This window comes from Limnoraphis robusta BA-68 BA1 (assembly GCF_034932365.1).
Lineage (GTDB): Bacteria > Cyanobacteriota > Cyanobacteriia > Cyanobacteriales > Microcoleaceae > Capilliphycus > Capilliphycus robustus.
Genome location: NZ_JAYGHR010000002.1, coordinates 79,262 through 98,958 on the forward strand (window position 1 = coordinate 79,262; position 19,697 = coordinate 98,958).

11 protein-coding genes, 1 pseudogene and 1 CRISPR repeat array are annotated in these 19,697 nt (G+C 39.5%); of the genes and pseudogenes, 8 read left to right on the plus strand and 4 right to left on the minus strand.

All coding sequences use genetic code 11. The features are described from left to right. The first annotated feature begins 1 nt into the window (after position 1). The 6 genes from VB836_RS01555 to VB836_RS01580 all read left to right on the plus strand — a co-directional run bounded on the left by VB836_RS01555 (position 2) and on the right by VB836_RS01580 (position 7,624). On the plus strand, positions 2-1,096 hold the full coding sequence (locus tag VB836_RS01555; RefSeq protein ID WP_323217692.1) for a CRISPR-associated protein: 1,095 nt from the start codon (positions 2-4) through the stop codon (positions 1,094-1,096). Beyond that, positions 1,096-1,902 (plus strand): RAMP superfamily CRISPR-associated protein, encoded by an 807-nt coding sequence (locus tag VB836_RS01560; RefSeq protein ID WP_323217693.1) that lies wholly within the window; start codon positions 1,096-1,098, stop codon positions 1,900-1,902. Before VB836_RS01555 ends, VB836_RS01560 begins: the two co-directional genes overlap by 1 nt. 2 nt (positions 1,903-1,904) lie before the next feature. Further along, positions 1,905-2,309 (plus strand): hypothetical protein, encoded by a 405-nt coding sequence (locus VB836_RS01565; RefSeq protein WP_323217694.1) that lies wholly within the window; start codon positions 1,905-1,907, stop codon positions 2,307-2,309. Further along, positions 2,302-3,915, plus strand: coding sequence for a hypothetical protein (locus VB836_RS01570; RefSeq protein ID WP_323217695.1), 1,614 nt, complete (start codon positions 2,302-2,304; stop codon positions 3,913-3,915). Before VB836_RS01565 ends, VB836_RS01570 begins: the two co-directional genes overlap by 8 nt. Before the next feature lie 111 nt (positions 3,916-4,026). Then, positions 4,027-5,559 (plus strand): hypothetical protein, encoded by a 1,533-nt coding sequence (locus VB836_RS01575; protein ID WP_323217696.1) that lies wholly within the window; start codon positions 4,027-4,029, stop codon positions 5,557-5,559. A gap of 4 nt (positions 5,560-5,563) precedes the next feature. Continuing rightward, positions 5,564-7,624, plus strand: coding sequence for a WYL domain-containing protein (locus tag VB836_RS01580; protein WP_323217697.1), 2,061 nt, complete (start codon positions 5,564-5,566; stop codon positions 7,622-7,624). A gap of 116 nt (positions 7,625-7,740) precedes the next feature. On the opposite strand, the gene VB836_RS01585 is transcribed toward VB836_RS01580, so the two are convergent. Then, positions 7,741-7,908 (minus strand): hypothetical protein, encoded by a 168-nt coding sequence (locus VB836_RS01585; RefSeq protein WP_160315420.1) that lies wholly within the window; start codon positions 7,906-7,908, stop codon positions 7,741-7,743. A gap of 83 nt (positions 7,909-7,991) precedes the next feature. Then, a CRISPR array of direct repeats spans positions 7,992-9,373; the repeat unit is 36 nt; unit sequence GTTTCCATTAATTCCACTATTCCGAAGAATAGCGAC. 332 nt (positions 9,374-9,705) lie between these two features. Here VB836_RS01585 and VB836_RS01590 point away from each other — a divergent pair. Together VB836_RS01590 and VB836_RS01595 are read left to right on the plus strand one after the other, a co-directional pair. Continuing rightward, positions 9,706-10,020, plus strand: a pseudogene (locus tag VB836_RS01590) (two-partner secretion domain-containing protein); the annotation flags it as partial. A gap of 472 nt (positions 10,021-10,492) precedes the next feature. Then, positions 10,493-11,509 carry a transglutaminase domain-containing protein gene (locus VB836_RS01595; protein ID WP_323217698.1) on the plus strand — a complete coding sequence of 339 codons (1,017 nt, stop codon included), beginning with the start codon at positions 10,493-10,495 and terminating at the stop codon, positions 11,507-11,509. 524 nt (positions 11,510-12,033) lie between these two features. On the opposite strand, the gene VB836_RS01600 is transcribed toward VB836_RS01595, so the two are convergent. The 3 genes from VB836_RS01600 to VB836_RS01610 all read right to left on the minus strand — a co-directional run bounded on the left by VB836_RS01600 (position 12,034) and on the right by VB836_RS01610 (position 19,663). Beyond that, entirely contained in the window at positions 12,034-13,644 is a 1,611-nt protein-coding gene (locus tag VB836_RS01600; protein WP_323217699.1) for a penicillin-insensitive murein endopeptidase, read from the minus strand. Positions 13,645-13,952: 308 nt separating this feature from the next. Beyond that, positions 13,953-15,215, minus strand: a complete 1,263-nt coding sequence (locus tag VB836_RS01605; RefSeq protein WP_323217700.1) for an ABC transporter substrate-binding protein — start codon at positions 15,213-15,215, stop codon at positions 13,953-13,955. Between the two features lie 2 nt (positions 15,216-15,217). After that, on the minus strand, positions 15,218-19,663 hold the full coding sequence (locus VB836_RS01610) for an nSTAND1 domain-containing NTPase (RefSeq protein ID WP_323217701.1): 4,446 nt from the start codon (positions 19,661-19,663) through the stop codon (positions 15,218-15,220). Positions 19,664-19,697 lie beyond the last annotated feature (34 nt).

Here is a 19,697-nt window from a genome sequence, read left to right on the forward strand (position 1 = left end):
AATGAAAAATATTCGCTGCCAGTCTCATCAACACTCAACGAACTTTGATAAACCTCTCAAAATGTTCAAGTATTTAATTCTGATTCAGCCCCTCGGGTTTATGTACGGTAGTTCAGGAGGCTTTCTTTCTCCAGAAAACTTAGTTGGACGTTCCCGTGCGAAGTTTCCCCCGGATGCGGCAACCCTCTCAGGACTCTTTTTCAGCACCAATAAAGTCAAATCTTTTACCACTCACGAAGATTTGAACCAAGAACTTCATGTAGCCGGCCCTTTTTGGACATTAGAAAACAATTTGATGAACTTTTATGTGCCTATTCCTCGAACAAAACTTGTGACTCAAAAAGAGGTCGATGAATGGACGCTCAAAAATGGTCAATGGGAACGACAACTGCGAGAAGAAGACTTTAAGGATAGTTACAGTTGGCAACGAGTCAATAGTTGGGATTATTCGGCAAAAAAAATTAAAAGTAATAAAGATGCGGCGGGAGCTAGTCCTTGGAAATTTGTTTCAATTCTGCATCCCAACATGAAACTTGAGGAGCGCCATGTAAAAGACGAAGATGGCTTATTTCTAGAATATGCGGTACAACTACCCGATGATGTATATCTTGCTTACCTTTCAACCCATGAGCTTCCCGAAGGTTGGTATCGGTTTGGAGGAGAAAATCATGTTGTAGAAATTAAAAGCATTGAACTTCCAGAAAATCATCCAATAATTACACTACTTAAAAAAGACATTAAACAAGCTTTTGCTTTAATTACTCCTGCAATTTGGGGGTCTAATCGGTTGTCTTATCGTCATCCCCAACATCCCGATTTTCCCGAGTCTCAACTGATGCTAACCGACAAAGCAATTCCCTTTCGTTACCGTCGGGGAGCCAGCGACAATCCTCAAGATTCTAAAGAATATCGGGTGGGAGGACAGTTAGGACGGGGACGCTATGCGGTGGGGGCGGGTAGCGTGTATGTTCTCGAAAAGCCCCTGAATAAATCCTGGTGGGATTGGCCCGAAGAATGGTTTCCCCAAGAAGGATTTAGTCTCAAAAAGTTGGGCTGTGGTTTGTGTTTACCTTTAACAATTCAAGGACTAGAATAATGTACAAAAAAGCTTATGGAATTATCGAAACTCTCGCACCCCTTCATGTCGGCGCAACCGCAGGAGAAGAAAGCGGGAATTTAAACCTAATTTTCCGCGATCAATTCACTCAAACTGGTATTGTTCCGGGAAGTTCTATTCGAGGCCGTTTTCGTTCGGAAATTCGACAAGAACGGGGTGAAGAAACTGCTAATCTTTGGTATGGTGCCGAAGCCGAACCCGGACAACCGGATAGCACTAGCGAATCATTCGTAAAATTTGAGTACGCTTCCATTGTTTGGTTGCCTGTTTTTTGTCCCGGACAACCTATTGTTTGGGTCAGTAGTCCCCGTTTGTTAAAACGCTATCAACGAATTACCGGAATTTCCGATAAACTTCCCAAACCCTATACCGCTTCTCAAACGCTGAAATCCCTCAATGTTGAAGGGGATAATATGTTGTTTTTTAACTTCGGCTTTTTAACGGTTGAAAAGACTGAAGATTTAACATCCTGGTTTCCTTTGGGCGAACAGTTACCCGCTATTGTTGTCGGCGATGATGAAATTTCTATGATTCACGATATGGCATTATATCGTCAAAGTCGAGTTGCTTTGGACAAGCAAGAGAAAAAGGTTAGAAAAGGTGCGTTTTTCAATACGGAAGCCCTGCCCGAAGGAAGCTTTTTAATTTTTGCAATTGCGCTTCGCAACGATCCCAACGGAAACACTTGGCAACCTTTTAGTGAGGGCAATAACGCCGAAGTTTATTTGGGGGGTTTAGAATCAATTGGTTTCGGTCACTGTCATATTATAATTCAAGGAATCTAACGATGGCTTGGGAATCTTATAAACTCGATCAATACGCTCACGATTTGGTCTTGAAACATCGCGATAAAAAAGATGTTCTCAATCAAGGTCATAAAATGCGAATGACGGCAGCTTACGGTTTAGAACGATTTTGGGGCGAACAAATCCGCTTGGAAGGCGATCAAAAAGCTTACTGGAAAGATACCTGGGAAGCTCTGGTAAAAATCATGGCAAAAGCCAAAGTTAAAATTCCCAATGATGATGTAGGTAACGACACTGAAAAAATCAAAGCAATGGCGGAAAAACTTTGGAATTTTGACCAAAATCAACGTAAAGTTGCCCTCGCCGTTTTGATTCAACTTTGCGACAGTATGGTTTGGTGGACACAACGTTATAAAGGCAATGGAGGACGCAAAGAAAATGCCTAAACTTCGACAAGTTCCAATGATGTTTCGCGCTCAAATTGAAGGTCGTTGTCAAATTCAAAGACCCGGAGAACAAGCGGATGATTGGACACAAGAATGGGTTGATGGGGCGGCTCGAAATGTGCCTCAATTTCGAGAAAACGTTAAAACCAAAGAGTATGCTATCACCTGGCGGTTTATTACGAATAGCGGACAAGATGAAGGGGTAATTCGTCCGGTTATTGGTGCAAAAGGGTGTCCTTTTTATCCTGGTTCAAGTATGAAAGGGGCTTTTTTGCGAGTTTGTCCACAAGAAAAACAAATTGATTATTGTGGCGGAAAAGTAGGGGGTGAAACTAAACCCGGTATTCTGCGATTTCATGGCGGTTATCCCAAAGATAATACTTGGCGAGAGAAAAATTTAGTTGATGTTGTCCACCCCCAGGAAGGTTGGCAAGTTAAAGATAACAACGCAAAACATAGCGCTTTTATTCAAATTTCTCTCTATAAACCCCGATTGGTATTTGGGATTTCCAGTACAAAAGAACTTGATGATTCAGAATGGGAAGAAATTTGGAAAATTTGGGAAAAAGCAATTGGATATGGGATTGGTTCTCGCGTAAGTGCGGGCTACGGTCAACCTCAAATTAATACCGATAATACCTTGTTAAGCGTTTATTTGAAAGGTCAAGGGTTGGCTTCTCAATTAATTAACAAAACAGGTGAATTCCGCCCCAATATGTTAAAGGCGGCACTGCGCGGTCATACGTTGCGTTTGCTCGGAGGTGTCACAGATGAGTTAACGGCAGAATTTCTAACCAAACAACTTTGGGGAGGGTTTAACGGTAAAAATGGGGCAATTGTTGGACAGTTAGGCATTCGATTTCAAGGCGACTTAGAGATAGATAATTTTACTTATTCTCTGAGCAAAGATCCAATTGAAATGCCAACTTATGATTTAACACAGGGGAAACTCGACTTGGTAGCGATGCAAAATTTGTCAGAAGAAAGACAAAAAAATCTGATTATTTTTCTCAAACAACTGATTAAATTTTCTGTCATGTTTGGCGGGTTTGGTAAATCCTGGCGTCGGGTTGACCACCGTTTATTTTACCTGGATTATTTTAGACAGGCAAATAAACCGATGATTGGTTGCCATTGGGAACTTTTAAAACCGTCTCAAAACTTACGATTTCCTGTCAATGAATTAAGTGATATTACCGAGTTTTTGGACAGTTTACATAACCGGATAAAAAAATGGGTAAAACTGAACAAAAAGAGTCTGAAAGCCGATGGAAGTAACTGGCGAGAAGCATGGCATCCTAAGCGAGTACAAGTTTGGGGACGAATTGCTGAAAATTCTTTTGATAGCGATGCAGTTTATTGGTTTCATGGGAATTATCAGGGACAGAAAACCATTAAAAATTCTGACTTGACAGGCAAAATTAGCAAAATTGGTCGCATCTGGCATCGAATGTATCCTCGATATATTCTAGAGGATAACAAGCTTAAGGAAACTCAAGAATATGTGGAATTACTGACGATTTTTTCTGATGATTCTGAGACAACTAAAGACTTTTTAGCATTTTTAGATGAACGCAGTGATTTTGAATTGCTTTGGCCTAATTAAAGGAAGTGCCGACAATTGGATTTTGTGTTCAAAAAACGGACAATAATTTGATACAATTTCACCCTTTCTATTCCGTCAATCAACTCTAACAAATTTAAAGGAAATAAAACCATGAATGTTTGGATTATTACCATTGGAAACAGCGATGTTCAACTGTTAATCGAAGATAACTGGCCAACATTCCGTCGTGAGATTGCCGATGAATTAAATTACAATGATTTTCTTCCCATACCTTCAGATAATCAACATCAAGAAACTTGGGTTGCACCTGCTAGAGTTTTGGGGATGATTTATCAACGCCATTTGGATACAGACTTCGAGGATTTATACTTTCCTTTATTGGATAATTTTTATTCTTATTTTAATGATAATAAGAAAGAAACTCCTGATGAAATCGTTTATTTAATGACAGACCAAGCCAACATTTTTCCCGATTATTTATCGTTCAATCAATCTCCGTGTTGGAAAGATACCTGCACACTTCAACCTATTATTGAACATTATCTCAAGGCTAAATTTCCCAAAGCCAAATTAAAGCCTTGTATTTTGTATCCGAAAAAAAATCAATCTGAAAAACTGAAAGGAATGGATGATTGGAACAGCACGTTGGATGTAGTTCGCGAAAACTTATCCCAGTTTAATTATAACAAATCCACCACAATTTATGTCAGTCATCAGGCGGGAACGCCAGCTATTTCTTCGGCTTTACAATTTTTAAGTTTGGCACAATATGGCAAACAAGTTAAGTTTCTTGTCAGCAATGAATATGAACTTAATTCTGCCGAAATCATAGAAAGTTCTCAGTATCTACGAGGAATTAAAATCGAACAAGCAAAAAGTTTAATTTACACCTCTCCGGGTGCGGCGAAAAAAATGTTAAATGGGTTGGATAATATTGAACCCAAACGCCTAGAAGAGTTACAAAATTTTGTTGACTTTTTTAATCTTAACCGCTCCCTCGAACCCAATCAAAGTGAATTTGAGATTGAATCCGCAACTCAACGAATTGTTGATGCTTTGGATTTAATTGGGATTTTCTTTAATCAAGAAAACTACTTGCAAGGGATTACTTTATTATCTGCGGCACAGGAAACGTTTTTAAAAGTTGCTATTTTGTCTAAAGTTAGTCAACTAACAGTTACTCTATCTCAACAGTCTTTTTCGGGAACAGAAGTTTTAAAATGGAATCACGAAGGCTTGCTTTTAAGTAACCAGATGCAGCAGAAAACCATCTCAGAAAAAAATGATATTTTAAAACAGTTACTTTTCCCGGTAAAAAACCCTGTTTCGGATGATAAAAAATTCACAAAAACCAATAATAACGATAAAATGCTCGACTGGCTATGTAAACTCGAACCTAAGTTTCAACCTTGGGCGGTTCTTAAATGGTCTTGTAATTATTACAAAATCCGAGAAGATGATTTAAGAAATCAGCTTGTGCATAATTTACGAGGAATGGAAAAAAATGACGTGATTCAATATTTACTTGGATATAAACCTTCAGAAATTCAAGAAGATGTTATGAAAGTCTATAACGAGAACGTGAAAGAACCTTTTGTTAAGGCGATTAATCTGTTTAAACTCCCGTATACCAAAGAAAAACTCAGACAAACCTTGGAAAAATTGGCGGATTCTTTAAGTTAACAAAATGAATAATCGACAACTCTGCCATATAATGGTTGGCGTACCAGGGGCGGGAAAGTCAACTTTTGCGGGTAAACTTTCTGCCTTAACTGGATGTAAAATTATTGCCAACGATGCGATTCGCCTCCTACTTTACGGCGATGAAACAATTCTGGGAAATTGGGATGAAATAGAGGCGGAAATTTTTCGTCAAATACAGGAAAGTTTGGCAATTCGGAAGCCGATTATTTACGATGCAACCAACGCTAGACGTGCGTGGCGGATGGGACTTATGATGAAACTTTCTCAACAATTGACAATGGAAGTGCAGTGGATAGCTTGGTATTTGCAAACGCCTTTGGATGTTTGTTTGCAACGGAATCAACAACGACTGAGAACTGTTCCCGAACAAATTATCACCCAATTTTATCAAGCACTTCAAAGCTTTCCCCCCGTTACTGCCGAAGGGTTTGTTAAAGTTGTTTCTCTAAAAGATAGCGAGTTTGACCGCCATTTTGTTGAGGAAACCATTAATTCCTTAAGTCGAAATTGTATCAACCGCCAAAACCGGACTCAAAACTCAACGGTTCGTTTTCATTCCTATTCTCATTTATTGGATTTTGACCGTTTGCTGCACTTAATTTCGCTGTTTATTCATTATCCAGGTTTGGGAAATTTACAGGAGACTCACCCCGAACAACTTAAAGAACTCTTGAGAACTGTTCCCGTTTTTTCGGATAGTTTGGCAGAAATTACCGAAGTGATGAAGCAGGTTAAAGGAGATATCTATGCTGACCGAGAGGCTTTAGCTTATGATTTGAAATGGCTACAAACTAACGATTTAATTGGTGAGGAAGGGTTGCTAGAATTTCGAGAACCCCACCCTATTCAAGTTGAACTTTCCGATTTTACCGGGACAACTCACGCTTATTCAGACCTCAAACCATTTAAGCGTTTGATGACAACAATTCGCCTTATTCTTACAAAGCCTTTTCTTCAAAATCATGGGGAAGGAAGTTTAAGAACTCTTGCCCAAGCTATCTTTGAAGAACTGGAAACTGAAGGGGATTGTTATAATAAACTGAGAAAAGATATTGAAAATATTCTCAAGCCGTTTAAAATTTTGCCCAGTTTTTCTTTAAAAGCGGGTTATTTTGCCGGGACGGGAATTTTATCGGCACTCGAACTCAAACAGGTTTTTTCTGTCTTGCAAACTCAAGCCAACAGTATTCAAGACCCCATTAGCTTGGAAATCTATGAAACGTTTAAAGAACGCATGGCTTTTAGCGGGCTATTGGCGGAAAAACCCTATCCAACTCGTGCTATTGCCCATCGTTTGATGATAGATGAACGATTATTGCATGAGTCTACTTTATATCGTAAAATTAAACAGGTTGAAGAAGCGATCGCTAACTGCGACTTATTGGAAGTCAGCCGTTTAAAAGGGCGTGGGAAGTTTCCTGGTGATACTGAAGGAATGTTGCTAATATGGCCGTTACAAATTGTTTTTCATCATTCCGCTTGGTATCTCGGCTATGAACAGGAGGGAGGAACGGAAGCAGGACTGCTGCGGTTTGAACGTTTAGACCGTCTCGCCTGTGGTATTCTTCAACGAAAATCTCGTTCTTTGGAGGTTCAAGAGTTGGCTTTAAAACGGTTGCATCAACTTTTGGATGCAAGTGTGGGAATGTTTTTGGGGAACCATTTCTGTGAACAACAAAAGTTTCTTTCTAAATCCGAACGAAAATCAGTTGAAGTAACTGTTGAATTATGGTTTGATGATTATATTTATCCTTTTATTTGTGAAGGAACTAAACGGTTTCCTAAAGCTAAGATGAAAATGTCTCCTCCCATATCGGGAAGTTTGAACACTTCTAAGTCTCGTTTGTTTTCTCTACAAAAAACTAAAGATCCTCAGTTTCCTAATCAATTACAGGCGACTTTTCCCCGTTGGTGTTTGGATGATATTGATTTGAAGCGGTGGATTGTGGGGTTTGGGGGTCATATTAAAGTGATTCAACCCCCGGAGTTAATTGTAAAAATTCAAACAATGGGCGAAGAAATTTATAATATTTATTCTGCTTAAGTTTTGAGAGCAGTTTTCTTAATTTTTATCAAAATTTGAGCTTATAAAATTTATTAAAATCAAAACCCCCTTTCTGGAGAAGATAGGGGGAAATTAGCTATTTTTGTGGGATTTTTTTAGTCATCATAGGGACTTCCCCAGTCTACGGGTTCCTCGTTAGTTCTGCGCTTTAACTCAATACGATTCGCATAAAATCTGCGCGGAGGCGGTGAGGGTTTTGGAGGTGATGGCCAAAAGAATGACATTAATAAAACCACTGCGATCGCTAATCCTACTCCGTCCAACTTTGTTCTCCCTGATATTAGTTTTCTTATATTAGGATGAACTTTTTTTTGAGGATAGAGAAGACTTTTGATGCGAACAACGAGTTTCCATTAATTCCACTATTCCGAAGAATAGCGACGTTGCTGTTAATGCGTTTGGATTTTCCGAGACTCAACCTGTTTCCATTAATTCCACTATTCCGAAGAATAGCGACTTAAATTGAGAAAATTGGGTTGAGAAGGCATCCATTGAAAATTGTTTCCATTAATTCCACTATTCCGAAGAATAGCGACTTATGACATTGTAAACGAAGTAATTGAACCTGTTCTTGTTTCCATTAATTCCACTATTCCGAAGAATAGCGACTCGTTTGGAAAAGTCTGCCAATCGTCGGCTGCAATGGTTTCCATTAATTCCACTATTCCGAAGAATAGCGACTGCTTTCATCTTGGCTTTAGCCATTTGGTTCCAATCTGTCTGTTTCCATTAATTCCACTATTCCGAAGAATAGCGACGAGCAATATTGGAGAGAACCTCCTTTCCTGGAGTTGATTTGTTTCCATTAATTCCACTATTCCGAAGAATAGCGACTACAAACGCTTTCAAAAACTATTCAAAACCTATTCTGTATTCTGGTTGTTTCCATTAATTCCACTATTCCGAAGAATAGCGACTGTACCTAGAAAACTAAATTATGTACGATCTTCTTGTAGTTTCCATTAATTCCACTATTCCGAAGAATAGCGACTCGTATTTGTTCACCCTATGGAAAGGATGATAGATAGTTTCCATTAATTCCACTATTCCGAAGAATAGCGACAACTAAAATCCCCCACAGTAGGATTCCACCAATGCGTTTCCATTAATTCCACTATTCCGAAGAATAGCGACCAGCACAACGTCTGATCTTCTGGATGACCGCTTTCGTGTTTCCATTAATTCCACTATTCCGAAGAATAGCGACTTGTGACTCTGACTTAACTTTAGTTGCTTGGATATATCGTTTCCATTAATTCCACTATTCCGAAGAATAGCGACCAGTGGTGGCATGGTGACAGAATTCCATTTAGTTGAGAGGTTTCCATTAATTCCACTATTCCGAAGAATAGCGACCAAAGCATATTGAATGTAGCTGCCCGGATTACGGAAGCCTAGTTTCCATTAATTCCACTATTCCGAAGAATAGCGACCTCCTCTCTTAATACCCTTCAGCGTTATGTGGAAGTGTTTCCATTAATTCCACTATTCCGAAGAATAGCGACTTCAAGATTTTAAAAACGATGGATTTGAAATCACTAAATCGTGTTTCCATTAATTCCACTATTCCGAAGAATAGCGACAAAACAGAAATAAAAGTAGACCTGCGTCTAATCGCGTTTCCATTAATTCCACTATTCCGAAGAATAGCGACATGAGAAGTCAGCAAATAATTCAATCTTTAAATGTTAAGTTTCCATTAATTCCACTATTCCGAAGAATAGCGACTCCTCTCTATTAAAACCCTTATTCAGTCGGATGTCTAGAGGGGGTTTGCGAGGCTGAAGAAAATCAAGAGAATTTTTGCCTCACGTTCGCCCAAGACAATCGCTGAAACCATTACAGCGTATACTATCGAGGCTCCCAACGAAATCTCGTCAATACAGCCATTTTTCCTAAGCTTCGCTAAACACTCACGGGGAATTTCAGCAACCCGCCTCATAACGACGACTAGCCTGACAGTAAGCCGTCATTAAACGATAATTGAACGAGGAGTTTCAGCGACAGGTTGACCCACCCCCCAAGCTTCAACTTGATTCCAGGTGTGTCCAGAAAGAGGAAATTTATTTCATAGTTTTCAAGAATTTAATATTAGAGAGGGACGGGGAGCCTACTTTTCCAATCCCGATAATATTATTAATATACTGACTCGCGTTACTGGGGGAAATATCTCAGAAATTCTGGGAACGTTGGGAGTTTTGGAGAATGCAAATTTATTTTTAATTAACCCTGCGGGGATTGTATTTAGTCCGAACGCACGTTTAGATGTAGGCGGTTCATTCTTTGCCACAACAGCCGATGGAATCTTATTTTAAAATGGCTTTGAATTTGCCGCGAGTAACCCCGAAGCGCCGCTTGCGTGCCATCGGTGTCCAAGGAGGAAGAACCAACGTTGAAGTCGAACCTCCTAATCAAGCACGGGGGTTAACATCGTTGAACCCTTGAGCTTCGTAATCATACCATCTACCGAGTGAATTGAACCGTTAGAAGCGTCAGTCATGTATTCAGAAGCAGGGCTAGAAAACCGAGGGGAGCAGTTTCAGGAAAAATTGCATAAGTTCCCATAGGGTGAGAGATAAGTAAGTATGTAAGAGCCATCTGTTCATCTACCCTAATTGGAAACTCTCTATTATGTCGAACAATTTTGAAAAGAAATTTAATAAATTTTTTCAACAACAAAACCTTCGGAAAAACAAGCAACTAAAGTCAATCCGTTTAGATGCTATTTTCAAAAAAATTAAGAATTTCAGCCGGACTCAATTCAAGAATATATTAATTTTCTTGTCTATCCTGTTCCTAATCATTTTTCAATCCTATATCCCGACAAGATACAATTCATCTAGTGATTTGATTACTTACCTAGTCAATAACCCGACACCTCCGTTTGCCTCATCACCCTGGCCTTGGAAAGAACATCAAACGATTCATCCCATCATTAGTAGCCTTACACCCGATGTTGAAACAAGTATTAAATCAGTTGCTCAATATATTGCTCAACATGAAACCGATCCCTATTTGCAAGTTAAAGCTATACATGATTATGTAATCAGTAGAGTCACTTATGATTTAGATGTACTTCAAACCGGAATACGACCTTCTCAGGATGCACAAACTGTTTTTGTTACTCACAAAGCCGTCTGTGAAGGCTATGCCAATCTTTTTAAAGAACTTGGACGAGCGATAGGATTAGATGTTGTTTATATAACAGGAAAAATTCGTCAAGATTTGGCTCCTATAGATTTGATTCCCACAGCTTTTTGGTTACTCCAATCGAATTATGATTGGACACTTCATGCTTGGAATGCTGTCAAAATTGAAGGAAACTGGCAATTAGTTGATACCACATGGGATGACACAAGTTTAAAGGATTTATATAGTACGGATTATTTGATGCTTCCTCCTGAACTAATGATTATTAGTCACTTACCTTTAATACAAGGTTGGCAACTTTTACGCCATTCAAAAAATTACCAATCTTTTGAGAATAAACCCATTTTAACTCCTCAGTTTTTTTCTCAAGGCTTGACCATGATTTCCCCCGATGAGTATCAAACAACCCTTGAAAAAAATGCTGTGATTGAATTAAGATCTTTGGCTCAAGAACCCCCAAAAATAGGAGCTTTATTTTCAAAAATAAATGAATCTAGTTTTTTAGTTTGGGATTTACTATTGAGTAATTCATCCAATCAACATCAACAGCTAAAAGCCTGTCGAACTCAGACAGAGTATTCAAAGATTCGGCTTTATTGTCAATTTCCAGAACCGGGAGAATATCAAGTTTTACTGTTCAGTCTTGCTCCTGAAAATCATTCTCTTAATCGAAAAATAACTCGGATAGGTCAGCTAAAGTTTCGATCTCTATAATTGCAAGACTCAACTTTTTCCTGTACCTTGACGAGCAATCAGTCCACATCTACTCAAAATTTAATCAAACTAAAAATTGAACGATAACGGGTTCAAATTAAAAGGGGGAAAAGCAACCAATATACCCGTCAACCAGCAGAAGACTTTTATGGATAGCAACTGTCTAATGCAAGCCATACCCCTACTCGGACAACTCCTAGAAGTGTGAAGACGGTGGTTTGGGATGATGGATATGCAAATATCCGCCCTACCCCCTAACCCGATCAACATCCGTATAAATCAAACTATCTCATCACTCTGTCTTGAGTAGTGGTATACTCAAAATCAATAATTATCCCTCAAGGTATTTAGCAGTATTCAAACCTACGCAACTATAAACGAGCAATTCCCCGTTTGAAAGCTGCGATCGCCGCCTGGGTTCTATCATTGACATTCAATAGGAAGTGTTAGAGCATCGCACAACATCATCACAAAACTTCAGCTTGAATTCAAGGTTGATTGTTGAATGGCGATCGCCTAATATTCTACCCTATTTTTGTTTGCCAATTCATTGCATAACTTTGAATTTGATCTGCTTGATCAAGACCATTGATAATTTTACGCGCACTCCAGAAATCAACATGGTTATTTGAAATATAATCATCCAGTTTTACACCCGTAAAGATACCCCGTTTCATGCCATCAACTAGGATAAACAGTGAAAGATCGGGACGCATGACGAGATCGGGTTCGTTAACTAAATCCAACCCCAAAACATCCGAATATTTCCGATAATTGTAATCCCACGTTAGCTGCACATATCCCCGTCCGTAGTAGGGATAATAACGTAGGGTTTGGCGGTGATTTTCTCCTGCGGGTTCGCCCAAATAATAGGATTCTTTTACAGGTTGGAAACTCTCTGCTGTTTCATGTTGAACCGTTGCGATGATATAAGCAATTTGAGCTTGAGAGCTAATATTTTGGCGATAAGCTTCTTGGATAATTGCCTCAACTGCTGCTTGTTTATCGCCGCCTTTCCAATGGGGTAATATTCCTACACTGGGTTTAGCATCAAGTAACGCTTTAGCCGTTGTTGCTCCTAAAACATCTCCGCCACTCAGTTGACGACTGACTTTAAATTTCCTCAAAGCTGCTTGTGTTTTCGGCCCGTAAATTCCATCAACATCTTCTAACAGATGATTCGCCCGTAAAATGGTCTGAATTTCTGCACAAAATAGTTTGTCTTCAACCAACAAACCGGAGTTAATATCATCAAAAGTAATCGATAGGTTTTGGTCAATTACATCTTGAAGTGTTAGACTAGATGGTTCGTCAGAACCTCCACGAGACTGTCCAGAATTTAATTGATCGAGTTTAGTTTGGGTGACAAAACCGACAGTTCCATCAACTTGTAAACCTTGTTCAGCTTGAAATTTTCGGACGGCTGCATCGGTTTGTTTTCCAAAGATACCATCTGCTGTTATTGCAATTCCAACCTTGGCTAAATCTTCTTGAAGTTGGCGAACTCGTTCTCCCTGCATCGGAGGAATAACTAATCGCAAATTCCCGTCTTTATCGCTGCTAAAAGGGGCTGAATTAATGCCGGGAGGGAGAAAACTTACATGAAGGTGATTGTCGTGTCCAAAGTAAGATTCTACTCCTTTAATGTCCGGGTCATTAAACAGAATAACCTTCACACCCAAAATAGGATTATTGTGAATTAAATTGACTAATTGTTGAGTGCGATCGCGAGAGTATTTACTATCATACCAAGTGAGGGGAATTTCTTCGTCAGTGTTAGCAACGGGAGCAATATCAACATCAAGTCCATGCTGATGAGAACTATGAGGTTCCATTAACCCACCGTTGGGAAGGCTAATATTTCCGATGCCAATTCGAGGCTTTTTATAGAGTTTTGCCCACTCGTTACAGATGGATATAATCGCTTGAATTACTTCTGAATGACCGTAACATTTATCAGGATGTCCGTAACATTCATAGCCTTCTCCACTGGCAGGCATTTGTTGAAAAATACCTCGCGATCCCCAACTCAACTGTTCGAGTTCTTCTGCGGTAAAACCAATAGGTGCGGTGCAGGCTGTGTGGTCATGTTCTGAAGTTTCAGAGCGGTGGTTTGGGTTGATTTCTAATACCATTGTTGTCTCCTTGTTTTAGTTTTATTTGCTGTTTTAAAGACCGCTTTTAGGAAGGCGATCTTCGCCAATGCCAACGGGAAAATAACGGAATGATTAACATAACAACTCTTGACGGCTTGAGTGCGATCGAAGTGAAATCATTTTGGCGATCGCGTTTTTGAAGTCCTAATCGGGTTTACTTAGATGGATTGTCTTGTCGGCGATTACACTTACTTCTAAACTAATAATAAATAAGAGTGCGATCACCCAATTCAATTACTATAATCCCCGAAATACAGGTATTTTTTGATGGTGTACCTAGTTTAACCTTACTCAGATATAGGCTCAAAATCATACCCATATTTAGAGCGAGATTTGGAATTAGGTTGAATCTTGACAAGTTGGATGTTCTGATCGCGATCGCCGAATTGATTAAACTTAACTTCCCCTGTTTCACCCTTTGCTGTAAAGTCCTTTGAACGAAAGCTTTGAGCTAATCCTTCACGGGTGGGATTATTTTTAAGTCCTTCAATCAAAGCTATAGTAGCATCGTAAGACATTGCAGTTCGCCAGTTAACATCTGCTTTCCAAAGCTCCCTCGAAGTTTCGGGAAAATCGGTCTGGGAAGCTAAAATGTGCCACGGGACAGCAACAACCATCTCACCTGCATCTGCTCCACCATCTTTTAATGTTTTAGGTGTATAAACATCGTCACCACCCAAGAGGGGAAGTCGTTGTTTGTTTGCTTTTACGACTTTAAGGGTATCGTCTAGTTCTGCTGTATTTGGCAGTAATACTAGCACCTCAGCACCACTCTCAATAGATTGTTCTACACTTTGATCTGCATTAAAATTGGGATCGGATAAGTCAAATATTAACTTGCTTGATACTTCTCCTCCTTGTTTACGAAGAAACTTCACAAACTCCGACTTTAGGGATTCGCTATAGTCACTTTGGGAGTTATAGAAAACCGATGCGTTTTTCTTCTCTAATTGCTTCTGCATATAGTCTGCTAATGCTTTTGCTGCTACAGAATCATTGGGAACAGTACGAAAGATGTAGTCACCGGAACCTGTTAACTTAACAGAGGTACTGGTAGGGGAAACAGCCACCAGTTTTCCGGCTTGATAAACTTTTCCTGTTGCTAAGGTAACATCACTGGCATAATGTCCTACAACTCCTAGTACGTCAGGATTTTTGACTAACTCTTCAGCAATTTGCTTGGCAGTATCGGGTTTGTTGTTATCATCAGCGATTAAGATTCGCAATGGGACTTTATTAATACCCCCGGCTTCGTTAATTTCCTTTTGAGCTTGAGCGACTCCACGCAGGATTTCTAAGGAGCCGTTGACATCGCTGCTAATAGGAACTGATACTGCAATCGTGTATGGTGGTAATTGTTGATCTACTTTTTGTTGAGCTTCGACTTTAGCATTATTTAGGTAAATTCGGGCTTCTGGGTCATTCAGGTTTTCATTCAGGTAAGTGCTTAGGTCTTTTACAGCTTGCTCAAAATTACCAACCGCGATCGCTTCGACTCCAGCCAGCTTATTAGAATTTGTCAGGGTTGGTACTAGGATTTTGTCACCCATGCTCATTTCCCTTGCTTTTCAGGTTCATTAATACCGTCGCAGAGATGGCGATCGCTTGCATTTTCGGCTTTATTTTCTAGATAATCTCTTATCCAATAGCAACTTTGTTCAAGTAGTTCATCAAGTCCTCCTATCCGCCATAAATTTGCAGTACCGTTCTTGCCAAGAGTGACTATTATGCCACCATCAGCACTAAGACTTATACTATTGACTTCGCCTTGATCCTGATCTTTTAAAGTAATTAATAAATTTCCTGAAATATCCCATACAGAGATATTAGAAATATTAGAGGCTTCACCACTGTACTCATCGATATCCGCAATAGCTAATAAATTACCTTGACTATTAAGGCTGGTACTACTAAAAGAGTCATTAAAACCTTTAAACCTAACTAATTCCTTTTTCTTCCCACCCTCCAATTCATTTAAGGTTATATTGCCTGCCTCTTGAGGATAATATTCACTAGATGGTGAATTGATTACTAAAAGTTTCCCATCCGAACCAAAAGCGATACGGTTAGTTCCATCAAATTCATCATTAGGCTTTATCTTGTCTTTTAAAGTTTCCCAAGCTTTATTGTTTAAATTCAACAGATTGATAGTACCATCATTCTCCACAACAGCCAATTGCTGACCATCAGGACGAAAAATAAGCTGGCTAATTGTTTTTTCAAATTTCGGGGATTTATACAACTCTTTCCCATTTAGATCCAACAGGAGAATCGTACTATTTTTACCAACCGCAGCCAATTGCTGACCATCAGGGCTAAAAATGATTTGACTAATTTTACCTTGAAAATCTATAAATCGCTTCAACTCATTAGAATTCAAATCTAATAGACGGACAGTGCCATCTTTTTCTACAACAGCTAGTTGCTTACCATCGGGACTAATACTAATACTTATTAAGTTTGGAATTTGGTTGAACTTTGCAACTCCCTTGTTTTCTCTGTCCCACAAGCGAATGGTATTATCATTACCTAGACTAGCAAATTGTTTGCCATTCGAGTTAGAAATAATCTCTCTAATATTACCTTGATGCCCATTCATCTCAAATTGCAAACCGTTTGAAAGACTTCCGATCTCAGATGGATCATAAACACTAATAATACCATCACCCTCTTGACCAATAATCAGATTACCATTGGCATCAAAAATGATACTTGAAGCGCTGCTTATCGAGGTAAAATCATTCCATGATTTATTATCTAAACTGCCTACGCTGGCACGACTCATGTCTACTCCCTCTAAAGCTGCCAAAGATTGACCATTAGGACTAAGGACAAAATTACCTAAGATAGAGCCAAATAACACCCCAACGAAATCTTTGAACTCCGCCACCTTTTCTCCAGTCATAAAATCTGACAAGCGGAGGATATCGTCCGATTGATTTGCTACAATTAACTGGTTTTTAGAGTTAAAGTTAATACCACTGAAATTGTCTTGAGATTTTTTTAATAGCTTGGGTTGATCCCCCGATAAGTTCCATAGGTGAACAGTTTCTTCTGTCTCATCATTCTTCTTAAGTATTCCACTAACATAGGCTATAAGCTTCTTACCATCAGGACTGAAACCAATTCCACGCTCATGTACTTCGGAATAAGAAGAGTGCGGGATCAACGCTTCAAACTTTGGTGGTTCTTCCTGTGTTCCGTCCAAGTTCCACAGGCGAACAGTCCCTTGCTCGTCAATTGTTGCTAATAAGCGACTATGCTGATTAACATCAAGTTTTATTTCACCTTTATGTCCTGAGAATACTTTGGGTAATTTTTCTCCCTTCAAATTCTGTAAATGGACAATACCATCATTTCCTGCTATGGCAATCAGTAACCTACCATCAGGCGTAAAAAACATCTTTTTAAAGTCTTGAGGCACTTCTATGCGGTTACGTTCTTTAGTTACATAGAATATTTTTCGCAAAGTCTGTAACACTTGAAATTGAAGCTCACCGTCTGGCTTTACAAAAGGTATCTTACTTTCTGGCTTGAAAAAGGATAAGTATCCAGGCCAATCTTTAAGAGATTTCCCTGCTCGTAAGCTGTCAAGCAAGGCATTTAACTCTTGATTTGGTAAGTTCGCTTCTGCGGATTGTCTAGTAGCTCTGATTTGACCTATCACTATATTTCTCTGGAAGACTAAACCTGTACCTAACCCCAGCATGACTGCGATCACAATAGTCCAATTCCGACAAGTATTAAACTTTTTTCGCCCGATGCTACGTCGCACAAACTCAGCTTCTAATTTGTTAAGCCAGTTATCATTAGAATTAAGTACCTTTTTCAACAAATCCAGACGGGGGTTAGCATTCCAAAGAAACCTTGCCTGTTGCTCCCTTTGCCACTCTTCAGCCGATGGAGTCAAGCGTCGTTGCAGAAGTAAACCTTCCTCATCCTTCTGCTTCCACATCAACAACTTTTGCCACCCCCGCACCAAAGCATCATGGGCAGGTTCGACATAAATATTCCCCTCAGCATTTTGTCCTATAACCAGTAAGCGTGCTTTCGTAAAACGCTCAATTACTTCTTTAACAAAATGAGTGTTCTCTGGCGGATATTCTAATTCTGATAACGGGACTCGTCTGCGGGCTAATTCACCTGCACCAATAGCAACCATCCGCAACATCACATGACGAATAATCTGGGCATAAGCTTCATCTTCTTTCACTAACGCTTCATATTCTTCATCAGCCCTTTGAGTCAGTGATTGAATTACCCCACCCAAGTCTTCATAATCCTTTTGAGTAAGCGTCCGCTCAATGATTAGCCCCTGGTTTTGTGCCTCTCGTTGTCGCTTTAAATATTTGAGATAAAGTTCACTCAAAGCAAAAGAAAGCAGGGGTAATGCTCCTGGCATATCTGCCACTTCATCAATTAATTGGTTTACCAATTCGGGAGGCTGAAAAAACATCACCCGTGCTTCTGCGGGCTTTTGAATAGCTTCGCGCAGTTCCCCTCTGGTCATCGGGGAGACAATAAATCGTCCGCTTTGCCAACGATTTTTTAGCTCAGTATTTTTGACGCTATAGCCTTTGGGGATAAACTTAAAGCCCACATCTCTGACTTGGGGTTCAAAATCAGAACGGAGGCTTAATACAACCCGTAATTTATCCCGATGGGCATCAATGGCTGTCAATATCTGTTGGAAAAACTCTTTGCGTACATCCTCATTTTGACAGAGAGTAATAATTTCTTCGCTTTGGTCAATAAATAGTAATAACTTAGAGTTGGGATTATTTTTAGCCCAAACCTCAATGCTCCAAGCCAGGTTCTTCTCCGGTTGTTGTGGCTGAATTTCTGAAAATTGAGCATCTTTCAAAGTATTATTTAATGCTTGCAAGGGAGTCTCACCGGGACGAATAGGGGGTATAACAAACCATTTCTCAGTCTGATTTTGACGTAATTGGGGAATTAATCCTGCTTTCACTAAACTAGATTTACCCGAACCGGAAGCACCCAACACGACTGTAAGAGCATGAGTTTTGACAAAATCCTGTAACTTTTTGACCTGTTCAGTTCTGCCAAAAAACAATTCACTATGTTTCTCGTCAAAAGATTCTAAGCCTCGGTAGGGATTTTTTGAGGCATCTAATGGCGGTGCAGGTTTTAATTTCTCTGGTACAAAACCGGGTAAAGTAAAAATAAATTCGCCTCGGTCATGCTTTTGTAACGGCCAAAGTCCAGCCGTTTGCAATTCGCTATAACCATCTTGATCTATTAAACTATCCCGCAGATATAAATAAAGTTCCGGGGCTGTAATTACCCCATCTCCTGTTAAATCTGCTTTCATATCTTTCAAGCCATTAATCAAAGCTTTAGCAAAAGGAGAATGCAGAGAATCAGGATCTATTCCGCGTTCATCAGTATAGTCTAAAGCTTCTTGATTATAAGCAGCAGAGGTAATAGCTTGCCAAGCAGGATAGCGAATAAAGCGGTCATAATGCTCTCGATGAATTGTTTCTAAATCTGGAATCACATTTCTACTACTAGACCAGCGAAAATTTCCCGCAAAGCAACAATCTAACATCACCAATAAATGATGACATTCAAGTTGAGAAAGTGCTTCATTTAGCTTTTTCATGGGCAGGTAAGTTTCCCAGTTTCCCAAGTTAGCATCTTGAGGAATTAAAGCTCCTGCCGGCCCGTCTTCACTGTTGCGAGCAATGCCATGTCCGGCAAAGTAGAATAATAAGCGATCGCTCTCTGTTGGCTTAATTTTGTTGGGTAGAATATCAAACAGGAGTTGATTGAGTGCTGCCAATGTTGTTTCACCGTGTTCGGGAAATAGGCGAACGACTTTTTGATAGTTGTATTCGTTTTCTAAAAGATCTGCAACAGCTTTAGCATCATTAACTGCTGTTTTTAGTTGATGGATTCCATTTTGATAATTGTTGATACCGATAACAACAGCGATGTTGCGCTGAAAATTCGTTTGACTGAGTGACCAAACCATTACTGATTCTCCAAATGACTTAAAAACCTGAAAC

Excerpts from the sequence above, each read along its gene's own strand:
- VB836_RS01570 (WP_323217695.1), top strand. The coding sequence starts at position 2,302 with ATGCCTAAACTTCGACAAGTTCCAATGATGTTTCGCGCTCAAATTGAA.
- VB836_RS01565 (WP_323217694.1), top strand. The coding sequence starts at position 1,905 with ATGGCTTGGGAATCTTATAAACTCGATCAATACGCTCACGATTTGGTC.
- VB836_RS01575 (WP_323217696.1), top strand. The coding sequence starts at position 4,027 with ATGAATGTTTGGATTATTACCATTGGAAACAGCGATGTTCAACTGTTA.
- VB836_RS01560 (WP_323217693.1), top strand. The coding sequence starts at position 1,096 with ATGTACAAAAAAGCTTATGGAATTATCGAAACTCTCGCACCCCTTCAT.
- VB836_RS01555 (WP_323217692.1), top strand. The coding sequence starts at position 2 with ATGAAAAATATTCGCTGCCAGTCTCATCAACACTCAACGAACTTTGAT.
- VB836_RS01610 (WP_323217701.1), bottom strand. The coding sequence starts at position 19,663 with ATGGTTTGGTCACTCAGTCAAACGAATTTTCAGCGCAACATCGCTGTT.
- VB836_RS01580 (WP_323217697.1), top strand. The coding sequence starts at position 5,564 with ATGAATAATCGACAACTCTGCCATATAATGGTTGGCGTACCAGGGGCG.
- VB836_RS01600 (WP_323217699.1), bottom strand. The coding sequence starts at position 13,644 with ATGGTATTAGAAATCAACCCAAACCACCGCTCTGAAACTTCAGAACAT.
- VB836_RS01605 (WP_323217700.1), bottom strand. The coding sequence starts at position 15,215 with ATGGGTGACAAAATCCTAGTACCAACCCTGACAAATTCTAATAAGCTG.